This is a genomic window from Rickettsiales bacterium (assembly GCA_029252805.1).
GTDB lineage: Bacteria > Pseudomonadota > Alphaproteobacteria > Rickettsiales > JALZUV01 > JALZUV01.
Genome location: JAQXAR010000037.1, coordinates 25,420 through 38,265, shown reverse-complemented (window position 1 = coordinate 38,265; position 12,846 = coordinate 25,420). Strand labels below are relative to the sequence as shown.

Sequence of the window (12,846 nt, the reverse complement as noted above, 5' to 3'; positions counted from 1 at the left end):
AGAACCCGCAATGAAATATTTTATCAACTCTAACTGCTTATTTCTCGATAACTTACAATGCTTTATATACATCAATAACTCCTAACAATTTAAATGTTAGGTGTCAGCCCCTTAATTTTTTATTATTGTCATGCCGTCTTTATGGCGGCATCCAGATTTATTCTTAAGGTTCTCGGGTTACTTCCAGGCTCCGTCATGCGACGGGGTGACACGTGTAGAGTGAACAATAAAAAAGGCCGAGGATTCCTCCCCGGCCTTTTTTTTGTTCTTAGAAGCTTACGTCTGCTTATGCAGGCGCTTCTTCTTTCGTTGTTGTGGTCGCTTCAGAACCTTCAGGCTCCTTTAGCACGTAACCACGACCCCAAACGGTTTCGATATAGTTTTCGCCACCGGAAGCGGTTTGAAGTTTCTTGCGAAGTTTGCAAACGAATACGTCAATAATCTTTAGCTCAGGCTCATCAATACCGCCGTAAAGGTGGTTGAGGAACATTTCTTTGGTCAGGGTTGAACCTTTACGCAAAGAGAGAAGTTCAATAATGCCATATTCCTTACTGGTAAGGTGTAACGGCTTATCAGCCACTTCCACGGTACGAGTATCGAGGTTAACCGATAGCTTGCCTGTGCGGATGATGGATTCTGAATGACCTTTTGAACGACGTACAATTGCTTGAATACGTGCGATCAGCTCACCTTTATTGAATGGTTTGGTCAGATAATCATCTGCGCCATAACCAAGGCCTTTAATTTTCTGACCTGGGCCAGAAAGACCTGAAAGGATCAAGATCGGTGTCGCAACTTTTGCTGCACGGAAGCGACGAAGCACTTCGTAACCGTCAATATCAGGAAGCATCAAATCAAGAATGATAATGTCATAATCGTAGATTTTACCAATCTCGAGGCCTTCTTCGCCGAGTTCGGTTGTATCGCAAATAATGCCTTCGGAAGCCAATGAGAGTTCAATCGCTTTGGCGGTGGATGGATCGTCTTCAACGAGCAATACGCGCATTGCATACCTCTTTTAAATTAGTTAATACCCAAATAGTTAACCATATTCGTTAACTTTTTACAATCCTAAACTGATTTAAGTCATCATTTCTTAATATTCACGAGCTATATTACTTGCGTTGTAGCGAATTCGCCCCACAATTGGAATATGGCTGATGGTGTTATAGTAGAAATAGAGCGGGTTCCGACGACAGAGTACCGTGGAAAGATTACGGCTGTACGTGGCTTATTGCTGCAATGTAGTGGGGTCACTTCGTTCTTGTCGATTGGCGACCGATGCGAAATTGTGCAGCGCGCCTCCCATGATCCGATTGTGTGTGAAGTAGTAGGGTTCGAGCAGGAAAGTGCCTTATTGATGCCCTTTTCTTCTTCCGATGGTGTGCGCTTAGGTTCTGCCGTGAGAGTGCTAGGCGCCAATTCAAGTATCTATCCGGATGATAGTTGGCTTGGCCGCGTAGTCGATGCGATGGGCGAGTCCGCCGATGATAAAGGCCCGTTAACGCAAGGCCAAGAAGCTTACTTGTTAAAAGCCAGCCCCCCGCAAGCGAACCGCCGTGAGCGGGTGCAGGGTAAAGTGGATCTCGGGATTCGCGCGATTAACACCTTTCTTTCCATGTGCCGTGGGCAGCGTATGGGGATTTTCGCCGGTTCGGGCGTGGGTAAATCGATCATGATGTCGATGATTGCGAAATATTCTTCTGCCGATGTGAATGTGATCGGCCTGATCGGCGAGCGTGGACGTGAGGTTCAGGAGTTTATTGAAGATAATTTGGGTGAAGAAGGTATGAAGCGCTCAGTCGTGGTCGTGGCGACTTCGGCAGATTCGGCGCTCAAACGTCGGCAGTCGGCATATGTGACGATGGCGATCGCAGAATATTTTCGCGATCAGGGCAAAGAAGTGCTCTGCATGATGGATAGTGTGACGCGTTTTGCCATGGCGCAGCGTGAGATCGGATTATCGGCGGGCGAACCCCCGACCAGTAAAGGTTACACGCCGACCGTCTTTACCGAATTACCAAAACTGCTGGAACGTGCGGGGCCGGGCGAGCCGGGACAAGGTGCGATCACGGGGTTGTTCTCGGTGCTGGTGGAAGGCGACGATACGAATGAGCCGATTTCGGATGCGGTACGCGGTATTCTCGATGGGCATATTATGCTCGATCGTAAAATTGCGCAGCGCGGACGTTTCCCGGCGATTAATATTTTGCATTCCGTCTCGCGGGCCCTGCCGCATTGTAATACGCAGGAGGAGAATGATCTGCTGATGCAGGCCCGCGCCCTCATGACGACTTACGATGATATGGCGGAGATGATTCGCCTTGGGGCCTATAAGAAGGGTAGCAATGAAGAAGTGGATCGCGCGATTCACTTTCATCCGCAATTTGAAGATTTCTTGCGTCAGGCGATTGATGAATATAGCAGCCTCGAACAAGGCTATGATGCCCTCGCGCATATTTTGCAGGGCGGTTGATAATGAAGTCCCTCTCAACCTTGATCGATCTCAAGCAGCGTGACTTGGATGAAAAACGCCGCATGTTGGTGCAGCTAGAAGAAGAGATGGATAAGCTGGAGGTGAATGCCAAGGTATTACGTGATGAATTGCAGCGCGAGGCAAATATTGCTGCCGAGCAGCCAGAGATGGCACGTTACTTTGGCGAGTTTGCCAAGGGAAATGAGATGAAGCAAGAAACCTTGCGTGAAAATAAAAAGACACTGAGTAAGCTCATCGAGGCGCAACGCGATGCAATCACCGGCGCTTTTGCCGAACTAAAACAGCTCGAGATCGCCAAAGAGATGAAAGATGAAGAAGAAGCCGCCACCCTCAAACGCAAAGAAGATGCCGAACTCGATGAGATCGGCCTGCGCGGGTTTACGGCGGATTAGCTAAGGTAGCGATTCACGCTTGACTTACTCGCCTAGATTGTATTTATTGGCTGTGAAGTATCTAGTTTAGATATTTTGGGGCTTAAGAAACCCCTACACAAAGCGGTTGTGTGACAGCAATCGTTAACTACACTGTCTCCTCGTTCCTAGGGTCGGGGTGGTGGCGTTATATAATAGGCTTACGCTGAAAGCGTCGCGGCCAACTTTGTGTGGTTTTCTTAACCCCCGGCTACCAGTGGGACTTTCCCCGCTGGCAGCTGACTCGCTTAAGTCGGGAGGATCGGGGAATAAAAGACCATGGTTAGGCAATATGGGAATACTCGTTATAACGCAAAAATAGGCTTACCCCTCCTGGCACCTAGGAGAGGGAGTTGACTTAAGCCGTAAATTGAAGCTTTGCTAAGCGGGCGTAGAGTTCGCTGGATTTTAGGAGTTCCTCGTGGGTGCCAATCGCATCGATGCGGCCTTGGTTGAGCACGATGATTCGGTCGGCGCGTTTGACGGTGGCTAGGCGGTGGGCGATGACGAGGGTGGTGCGATCTGCCATGGCCCTGTCGATGGCCTGTTGCACGAGGCGCTCATTTTCGGCATCAAGTGCGCTGGTGGCCTCATCCAACAATAAGATGCAAGGGTTACGTAACAGCGCGCGGGCGATGGCGATGCGCTGGCGCTGTCCGCCGGAAAGCCGAACGCCTTTTTCGCCGACATAGGTCGCCATGCCTTTGGGGAGTTCCTGAATGAATTCGAGCGCGGCGGCGAGTTCGGCAGCTTTTTCGATTTCGCTATCTGACGCGTCAATGCGGCCAAAACGGATATTTTCTTCGACCGTGGTGGAGAAGATGACGGCATCTTGCGGGACGAGGCCCATTTCTTGACGCAAGGCAGTGAGTTCAAGCTCGTTAATATCAATACCCTCAAGCGTGATGCTGCCCGATTGGGGTTCGTAGAAACGTTGTAGAAGTTGCAAGAGCGTCGTTTTACCTGCACCGGACGGGCCAACAATGGCGACGGTTTCGCCGGAGGTGACTTCAAAGGAGATATCGGAAAGCGAAGCCGTATCAGGGCGGGAAGGGTAATTGAAATTCACCTTATCAAAGACGATTCGCCCTTCCATCCGTTGCGGCAGCGATTTGGGATGCTCAGGCGAGGTGATCTCGGATTGCTCGTTTAACAGATCAAGCAGGCGTTCGGTGGCCCCGGCGGCGCGTTGGAGGTCGCCGATGATATCGCTAATTGCGCCCGTCGCGCCAGCTACGATAATGGCGTAGAAAACGAATGAGGAAAGCTCGCCGGAGCTGATGCGTCCGGCAAGTACGTCGCGGCCACCCATCCACAGCACGGTCATCACGGCTCCGAAAACGAGGCCGATGACGATGGCGGTGAGCCAGCCGCGCAGGCCGATGCGTTTGAGGGAGGCGTCCAGCACTTCTTGCACACGATAGGTGAAGCGTTGCTGCTGGTAGGATTCGAGCGAGAGCGACTGAATGGTGCGAATACCATGCACGGTTTCTTCGGCTTCGACATTGACATCGGCCAGGCGCGCTTGGGCCTCGCGTGACCAAAAGCGCACTTTGCGGCCAAGGGTGACGATCGGTATGATGACGGCAGGTAGCATCAGGAACACCATGCCTGTTAATTTGCCGCTGGTAATGAGTAGGAGTGTCGTACCGCCAATAATGAGCAAGCCGTTACGGATGGCGACGGATAAGGTGCCGGCAAACACGCTTTGCAGCAAGGTGGTGTCTGCGGTCATCCTTGAGAGAAGTTCGCCGGTGCGGGTGGTTTCGAAGAAGCCCATATGCATCTGCACGACTTTCGCAAAAACATCGCGACGAATATCAGCGACGAGCCTCTCGCCAATACTAGAGACGAAATAAAAACGTGCGAAAGAGGCAGCAGCGAGCAACCCAACCACACCAAGCATGATGAAATAGCCTTGATCAAGCAAAGCAGGGTCGCCGGCGCTAATACCGAAATCGACCAGATAGCGCAGGGCGGCACCCATGCCGAGCACCGCTACAGACGTGAAGATCAGCGCGATACATGCGCCGAATATTAGGCCTTTATAAGGTTTTAGATAGGGCAGGAGCTGTCGCAGGCTAGGGAGGTCCCCTTTGTCTCGGCGATGTGTGCTGCTCGAATAGAGGCTATGACTGCGTGCTTCCATGCCGCAGGGTTTAGCGCGTTACGGCGGCGATGTCACTCGCCAATAAAGTCAAAAGCGATGCTGGTAAGCTGATAGAGTTCTTGCGCGAGGTGCTCGTCTAGGCGGGTGCCATCTTTGACGAGTTCCCAGCTTTCGAGCTCTTCGCTGTAATCATAATGCAGGCCACCGCTCATCGGTGATGAAAGCCAGACTTGTTGCGAAGGCAGGTGCTTGCTGATTACATATTGCTGGCCAGAGTCCAGCTCAAGCGTGAGGATGCCCTGATTGAGATCGACATCAATCAACATATCATCGTCTTTAAGCTCAATTTCTTCGGCGAGCCTTTCTAAGAAGGCTTCAACTAATTCGTGGAATTCTGATTCATCAAACATAGGCCCATCATAATCGTATTTATTGAGGTTGAAAAGTAGAAGTTATAAAGAAGTTATAAATGCTTGTTTGGCTTGGCAAATTCCGGTAATTGCGAGGCGTGGTAAAGAAAAAAACTCCTTCACGCCGTAAACCGGCAAGCACAACGCGCAGTAGTACTGCGCGCAAACAACGCACGTCGAGTAAGCGTAAGCAGACGGTAAAGCGTTCGACAACGAGCAAACGTTTTCTTTTCTCACGTAAAATATGGACCTTGCTGGGATCGCTTGGGCTTACCTTTATTATCCTTGGATTACTGACACTCATTTGGTTTGCAAGCGAGTTGCCTGATCTGGGGCAGTTAGAGAGTTACGACAAGCCTCCCGGTATTCGCGTGTATGACACGTCGAAAAATATGATCGGTAGTTACGGTCATGTGGTGGGGAAACATGTGACCTATGATGAAATTCCCAAGCAGTTAATTGATGCGCTTTTGGCGACAGAAGATCGACGATTTTTTGAACATGGTGGAATTGACCCTTGGGGTATTTTACGTGCCATGGTACGCAATGTTGCGGCAGGTGGCGTGGTGCAGGGCGGCAGTACCATTACCCAGCAATTGGCGAAAAATACTTTCTTAACGCCAGAACGTACCTTGAAACGTAAGATTCAGGAAGTGATGTTAAGTCTCTGGATCGAAGGGCATTTCAGCAAAGAGAAGATCGTCGAAATTTACCTGAACCGAGTCTATTTGGGAGCAGGTAATTACGGAATTGATGCAGCGGCGTATCACTATTTTGATAAATCTGCGGTGGAGGTGACGCTGCAAGAGTCGGCCTTGTTGGTGGGCTTGTTAAAAGCGCCATCACGTTATGCCCCGACGCGCAATCGAGAGCTTTCTTTTAAGCGCACTAAACAAGTTATCCTGAATATGAAGGATGCAGGACTTCTCAATGACCACGCGGCCTCAGAAGCGATAGGGACGTTTGCAGAAGCGATCAATTTAAAAACAGAAAGCGGTAATGGTAGTCGTTATTTCGCCGATTGGGTGGTGGATTTAATCCCCCGGCATGTCGGGCAGGTTGATGGAGATTTGGAAGTCTATACCACGCTAGACCCTCGTTTGCAGTTAACGGCGGAAGAGACCGTGACACGCTATATAGAGGGTGAAGGCAAAGAAAAAGATGCGACCCAAGCGACCATGCTTACGATGACACCGGATGGTGCAGTGAAAGCGATGGTGGGCGGTGTTAGCTATGCGGCGAGCCAATTTAACCGTGTGACGCAAGCGAAGCGTCAGCCCGGTTCGTCGTTCAAATTATTCGTCTATTTGGCGGCATTGGAGTGGGGGTTAAGCCCTAATAGCTGGGTCGTTGACCGTCCGATAAAATATGGTAGCTGGGCGCCGAAAAACTATAATGGTCGTTACTTAGGGGACTTGCGTTTGCGTGAGGCCTTCTTCCGTTCAGTCAATACAGTGGCCGTGCAATTAGCCAAGCAAGTGGGGATTGGCTCAGTGATTAACATGGCGAAGCGCTTGGGTGTTCAGGAGCCGCTGGAGCCAAATCTATCGCTATCTCTGGGTACGAGCGAGGTCACGATGATGGAGATGGTCGGGGCGTATGCGCATCTGGCCAATGGCGGTCGCAAAATGAAGCCTTATGCGATTCGTAAAATCGTGCGCCAAAAAGATAATGAACTACTTTATGAACGTACGGGTGCAGAAGAAGAAGGCTATGCCCTTCGCGGGAATATCACACGTATGATGAATGATCTGATGACCGATACCGTTGCTTTTGGTACTGGCCGAGGCGCAAATTTTGGCCGTCCAGCAGCGGGTAAAACCGGGACGAGTCAGAACTCGCGTGATGCGTGGTTTATTGGGTTTACGCCGCAATATGTGACCGGCGCTTGGGTGGGTAACGATGATAATAGCCCAACGAAGAAAGTGACAGGCGGTGCCATGCCTGCACGGATGTGGCGTGACCTGATGAAGGTGGCACATCAAGGCAAACCGGTGATGAGTATCCCGCAGCATTTCCAGTATTTTGATGGATCGGCGATGATCGGCGATATTTATACGGCCACGGGTGAGGGGCTTCCTTGGCGCCCTGATAGTAGCGCTGCGAAACCGAATGTAGACCTTCCATGGAATAACCGACGTAATGACCGCCGCCGTGTTGAGCCCAAGGGGAACCCGCGTTATCAGTTGCATGACGGAGCCCCTGTAGAGCGCGATATCGAGTTACCAACATCGCAAAAGAGAGCACCGATCCCTCCTAAGGAAGAAGCAGGACCAAGTGATTGGATTCAGGAAAAAGTGAGAAAAGTCACCGAAGAGCGTGAATATGATTACCCTGTCGGTGGCCGTAAGAGACGTCTCGTCTTTTAATTACCAGATGCCGGGTAAAATACGGTAGCGCGTTTTCTCGACGAGGGTCTGATATTTTTTATCTTTTATGAGTAAGGCTTCTTCATAGCGAATGCGAAAGATAATCGCCGTGAGCGTGAGAAGTAGAATGCTAATATTACGTGCGGCTACTTCGATATTCGGTAAATTCAACAAGGTGAAGCACGTTAGGCTCAGAAAATAGCCTGCATAGATGGGATGCCTTATCACTTCGTAAAGGCCCGAAACTTGCACGCCGCGATTCGCCGGTACGATGCCAAAGCTGCGGTTGAGGCCGCACATGCCGACTAAGGAAATAACCATTCCGATTATCTGTAGGATGAGAATGATGAAATCGCCCGTAAAAGCTTGGTGCTGAGAAGTTAACATCAGTGGGGCAAACGTGCCTAGGGTGGCGGCGATCCAATCTTTACTTTTAAAGCTCACTTCTTTGGGGGTGCGGCGAGTCAGCAGCAACATGATAATGAGTGATTCATAGATCAGGAAAATCAGTGTGGTTGGCTCGCCTGTTTCGAATACATATTCAGCATGCACACGTGCAAAATAGAGGTAATAGCCGGACAGTAATAGGTTGATCGCCCATTCGCGCAGTAAGATCTTACGAAGGGGTGTGAGGGCCAATGTTACTCCATCATCTGCCAAGAAAGGATCGGCTTACGAGCGGCCTGTGCTTCATCTAGGCGACGCCGTGGTGTCGATTTTGGATTCTGCGTGAACGCCTCGCCTTTGCCGGCTTTGGTATCATCGGCAATCATTTTCATGATGGCGATGAAGCGATCAATCGTTTCTTTGGTTTCGCTTTCCGTTGGCTCAATCAGCATTGCGCCTTGAACCACGAGCGGGAAGAAGACCGTCATCGGGTGCATGCCATGTTCAATCAGTGTTTTGGCGATATCCATTGTGGTCACACCATCGGCTTTTTGAATTTTATCGGAGATTAGGCACTCATGCATACACATGCCGGGGAAGGGTACGTGATAGTGATCTTGCAACTGGCTGCGAACGTAATTGGCGTTTAACACGGCATCTTCAGAGGCTTGGCGGATACCGTCTTTGCCGTGTGCCATCATGTAAGAAAGTGCGCGCACGAACATGCCCATATGGCCGTGGAAGCCTTTCATGCGGCCCATGCTTAGCTCCGCTTCCATTTCGAGCGTGTAAGTATCGCCTTGCTTGAGTACGCGTGGCACTGGCAGGTAAGGTTTGAGCTCTTCCGTCACGACGATGGGGCCACTACCTGGGCCGCCGCCGCCATGCGGAGTTGAGAAGGTTTTATGCAAGTTGATATGCATGACATCCACGCCGAAATCAGCGGGACGGACACGACCGGCAATGGCGTTGAAGTTTGCACCATCGCAATAGAAATAGCCGCCGGCTGCGTGTAGCATATCAGCGATTTTCTTTACGTTAGGATCGAATAATCCGCAGGTGTTGGGGTTGGTTAGCATGAAGCCAGCGACATCGTCATTAAGTGCCGCTTCGAATGCTTCCATATCGACAAAACCTTCATTCGTTGAAGGTAAGGTGACGATTTTGAATCCACACATAGCAGCGGTCGAAGGATTAGTACCATGCGCGCTATCAGGAACGAGGACGGTTTTGCGGTTTTCGCCGCGCATTTCCAATGCTTTGCGGATGACCATCATGCCCGCCATTTCGCCTTGTGCGCCCGCCGCAGGGCAGAGCGATACGCCCGGTAGGCCGGTCAGTTCAGAGAGCCAATGTTGGAGTGTATACATTAGTTCCAATGCGCCTTGAGTGGTGCGTTCATCTTGCAACGGGTGCAAGTTTGCGAGACCGGGGAGGCGTGCCATTTTCTCGTTCAGACGAGGGTTGTGTTTCATCGTGCATGAGCCTAGCGGATAGAAGCCAGAGTCGATGCTGAAATTCTGCTGGGAGTAGCGAACAAAGTGACGAACGGCTTGCGGCTCGCTCACTTGCGGCAGGCCGATTTCCGTACGCGCGGTTTGGCCGGTGCGTAGCTTCGTGCCTTTTGGTTTTGGTAGATCTACACCGCAGCGGCCTTCGCGGCTTCGTTCAATCAGTAGCGGCTCTTCAAAGTTCAGGCCGTGGCTACGGTCTACGAGAGGGTCTTGTTTTGCAAATGCGGTCACGTTCGATTCTTTCTTTAATGCAGCAGTCATTATAGCACCTCTTTCAACGCCGTGATGAGGGCGTCCATATCGGACTCGGTCGTCATTTCAGTGGCCGCAAATAGCATGCGGTTGCCATTAAGGGCTAAGCCCGGAGTAATGCCTTTATCGTAAAGTGCATCCGAGATTTTAGCGGCATCATCTGGCAGCACTGCAACGAATTCGTTGAAGAAACTTTCATTCTCGATGGTCACGCCAACGGTCTCTAGCTTATCGGCTAAAGTGCAGGCAGCTTCATGGTTTAGAAGGGCGAGTTGTTTAAATCCGTGTTCACCCAGCAAGCTCATGTGAACCGTAAAGGCTGTCGCGCAGAGACCAACATTGGTACAGATGTTTGAGGTCGCTTTCGCACGGCGAATATGTTGCTCGCGTGTGTTGAGCGTGAGCACAAAACTACGTCGACCCTCCATATCAGTAGTGACGCCACACAGACGTCCTGGCATTTGACGAACATCTTTCATCGAGCACGCGAAGAAGCCAACATGAGGGCCGCCATATTGCATCGGAACGCCAATACTTTGGCCTTCACCGGCGACGATATCCGCTTCTTTTGGCGCTGCGAGTAGGCCTAGAGAAACGATTTCGGTCACCGCAACGATCAGCTTTGCGCCGACCGCATCGCACTGCTTGCGATACTCTGCTAGCGAGTGAACTGTGCCGTTAAAGTCAGGCGTTTGAACGATCAGGCAAGCTGAGTTTTTATCCAACGGGCTGTCATTTACTTCGCCGCCCATGGTGTCCATGTAAGTGGCTAGCGTATCGCGGTAATCGGGGTGGAGTGGGGTGGCGATATGCACATTGTCGCGCTTGGTGATACGACGTGCCATGAGTGCAGCTTCGGCCACTGACGTTGCGCCATCATACATAGAGGCATTGGCTACTTCTTGTCCCGTAAGCGCGCAGAGCATGCTTTGGAATTCGAAGATAACGCCGAGCGTGCCTTGCGAAATTTCCGGCTGGTAAGGGGTGTAAGCGGTGAGAAATTCCGAACGTTGGATCATGTGATCGACCGTTGCAGGAACATGGTGATAATAGCAGCCTGCACCGAGGAAGAACGGATTATCATTGGCCGGTCTGTTTTTTGCCACCATCTTTGTGATATCGCTCTCAACCAAATATTCTGGTTGAGTGTCAGGCAAATCCATTGTCACTTTCAGGCGGCTTTCTTCTGCCACGTGATGGAATAAATCATCAACACTATTCGCGCCGATAGATTTCAACATTTCTTGCCGTTCTTGTGCAGTATGGGGTAAAAAACGCATAGGTTTCTCTATTCTCTTATTCGTTTATTATTTAGTCTTCGAGTTGCGCGGCGTAAGTGGTCGCATCCATGAGGTCTTCTAATTCAGCGGCGTTGCTCACTTTTAACTTCACCAACCAACCGCCTTCAAAAGGGGCGTCATTTACGGTTTGTGGAGAGTCGCCAAGGGCTTCATTCACCGCAACGACTTCGCCGCTGATTGGCGCAAACACATCGCTCGCTGTTTTGAAGGATTCAACGACGGCCATATCGGCACCGCGTTCGAAGTTTGTGCCAACACCTGGCAATTCAACGAAGACGAGTTCGCCGAGCGCTTGTTGCGCGTAATCGTCGATACCGATGACGACTGTATCGCCATCAACGCGAATCCACTCATGGTCTTTTGTGTATTTTAGGTCACCTGGAATGTTATGATCTGACATGGTTTATTCTCCCTGAATTAAGCCGCTTTGCTTTGTTTTTTCGTTTTAGTATTGGCTTGGATGAAGGTTAATCCTGTCACCTCTGCCGCTAATTTTTTACCGCGTACTTCGACGAAGACTTTGCTGCCTTCATCTGCGTAAGCTGCGGGTAGGTAGCCTTGGCCAATCGCTGCATTCAACGTAGGCGAGAAGCCGCCGCTGGTGAGCGTGCCGATAGATTCACCTGCTTCGTTTACGATTGGCGTATTCTCACGCGCGACACCGCGATCGAGCAATTTAATGCCGACACGTTTAGTTGCAGGGCCATTTTCACGATCGGCGAGAATGCGCTCGGCACCCATGAAGATGTCATTCTTTTTGCTGACAACCCAGCCGAGACTTGATTGAATCGGCGAAGTCTCTTCATCCAGATCATGGCCGTAAAGCGGGTAACCCATCTCTAGGCGAAGGGTGTCACGTGCGCCGAGGCCAGCGGGTTCTACTTCATCATGTGCGGCGAGTGCGTTCCAAAAGTCTGCGGCTTTATCGCCTTCAATGCTGATTTCAAAACCATCTTCACCGGTATAGCCCAAACGGCTGATGAAGATTTCAGTGCCATCGTTAAGATGAACGGTTTGAATCGTCATGTACCCTTGCTCGGTTAGTGGCTCTTTTACATGCTGCGATAGGATCACCTCCGCTTTAGGGCCTTGCACGGCGATAAGCGCACGGCTTGGCAGCATCGTGAGCGTCAACGTATCGGGCATATGTTTTTCCATCCATGCAGCGTCAATTTCTTTACGAGAAGCATTGAACACGATGAAGAATTTATCCTCAGATAAGCGTGTGATGATTAGATCATCAATCACGCCGCCTTTATCATTGGGAAGAACGGTATATTTAGCATTGCCATGAGGCGTTTTCATAAACGGGGAAGGGGTGATGAAGCTTAAAAACTCTGCCGCACCTTCGCCTTCAAGGTAAGCTTGGCCCATGTGGGACACATCAAACATGCCTACATTTTCGCGAACCCAAAGATGTTCTTTCGCTAAACCCATTGGATATTGTACCGGCATCGCATAACCGGCGAACTCAACCATCTTACCTTGCATGGCAATATGGGCATCATATAAAGGTGTTTTTTTCGCGTTTTCCATCGGGTCCCTCTCGTTTAGCGCCTGTTAAAGCTGAGCCAATATAACGGCTGTCTTTGTATC

At 50.5% G+C, this 12,846-nt stretch carries 11 protein-coding genes; 3 read left to right on the top strand and 8 right to left on the bottom strand.

The window, feature by feature from the left end:
* Window positions 1-286: 286 nt before the first annotated feature.
* Window positions 287-1,006 carry a response regulator transcription factor gene (locus P8P30_07940; protein ID MDG1287479.1) on the bottom strand — a complete coding sequence of 240 codons (720 nt, stop codon included), beginning with the start codon at window positions 1,004-1,006 and terminating at the stop codon, window positions 287-289.
* Between the two features lie 147 nt (window positions 1,007-1,153).
* On the opposite strand from P8P30_07940, the gene fliI reads away from it, so the two are divergent.
* Window positions 1,154-2,476 (top strand): flagellar protein export ATPase FliI, encoded by a 1,323-nt coding sequence (gene fliI / locus P8P30_07935; protein ID MDG1287478.1) that lies wholly within the window; start codon window positions 1,154-1,156, stop codon window positions 2,474-2,476.
* 2 nt (window positions 2,477-2,478) lie between these two features.
* The gene (locus P8P30_07930) at window positions 2,479-2,889 is read left to right on the top strand and encodes a hypothetical protein (GenBank protein ID MDG1287477.1); all 411 of its coding nucleotides are present in this window, start codon (window positions 2,479-2,481) and stop codon (window positions 2,887-2,889) included.
* A 376-nt stretch (window positions 2,890-3,265) separates the two neighbouring features.
* On the opposite strand, the gene P8P30_07925 is transcribed toward P8P30_07930, so the two are convergent.
* Window positions 3,266-5,056 (bottom strand): ABC transporter transmembrane domain-containing protein, encoded by a 1,791-nt coding sequence (locus P8P30_07925; GenBank protein MDG1287476.1) that lies wholly within the window; start codon window positions 5,054-5,056, stop codon window positions 3,266-3,268.
* Between the two features lie 32 nt (window positions 5,057-5,088).
* The gene (cyaY, locus tag P8P30_07920; GenBank protein MDG1287475.1) at window positions 5,089-5,427 is read right to left on the bottom strand and encodes an iron donor protein CyaY; all 339 of its coding nucleotides are present in this window, start codon (window positions 5,425-5,427) and stop codon (window positions 5,089-5,091) included.
* A 98-nt stretch (window positions 5,428-5,525) separates the two neighbouring features.
* Between cyaY and P8P30_07915 the strand changes: the two genes are divergently transcribed.
* Window positions 5,526-7,796 (top strand): PBP1A family penicillin-binding protein, encoded by a 2,271-nt coding sequence (locus P8P30_07915; GenBank protein ID MDG1287474.1) that lies wholly within the window; start codon window positions 5,526-5,528, stop codon window positions 7,794-7,796.
* Here the strand turns inward: P8P30_07915 and P8P30_07910 are convergent, their stop codons facing one another.
* The 5 genes from P8P30_07910 to gcvT are packed head-to-tail and all read right to left on the bottom strand — an operon-like array spanning window position 7,797 to window position 12,786.
* Complete coding sequence (locus P8P30_07910; protein ID MDG1287473.1) at window positions 7,797-8,456, bottom strand: isoprenylcysteine carboxylmethyltransferase family protein; 660 nt, start codon at window positions 8,454-8,456, stop codon at window positions 7,797-7,799.
* On the bottom strand, window positions 8,438-9,958 hold the full coding sequence (gene gcvPB / locus P8P30_07905; GenBank protein ID MDG1287472.1) for an aminomethyl-transferring glycine dehydrogenase subunit GcvPB: 1,521 nt from the start codon (window positions 9,956-9,958) through the stop codon (window positions 8,438-8,440). The genes P8P30_07910 and gcvPB overlap by 19 nt, the downstream gene beginning before the upstream one ends.
* On the bottom strand, window positions 9,958-11,229 hold the full coding sequence (gene gcvPA / locus P8P30_07900; GenBank protein ID MDG1287471.1) for an aminomethyl-transferring glycine dehydrogenase subunit GcvPA: 1,272 nt from the start codon (window positions 11,227-11,229) through the stop codon (window positions 9,958-9,960). The genes gcvPB and gcvPA overlap by 1 nt, the downstream gene beginning before the upstream one ends.
* Before the next feature lie 31 nt (window positions 11,230-11,260).
* The gene (gcvH, locus tag P8P30_07895) at window positions 11,261-11,650 is read right to left on the bottom strand and encodes a glycine cleavage system protein GcvH (protein MDG1287470.1); all 390 of its coding nucleotides are present in this window, start codon (window positions 11,648-11,650) and stop codon (window positions 11,261-11,263) included.
* A 17-nt stretch (window positions 11,651-11,667) separates the two neighbouring features.
* Complete coding sequence (gene gcvT, locus P8P30_07890; protein MDG1287469.1) at window positions 11,668-12,786, bottom strand: glycine cleavage system aminomethyltransferase GcvT; 1,119 nt, start codon at window positions 12,784-12,786, stop codon at window positions 11,668-11,670.
* Window positions 12,787-12,846: the final 60 nt, after the last annotated feature.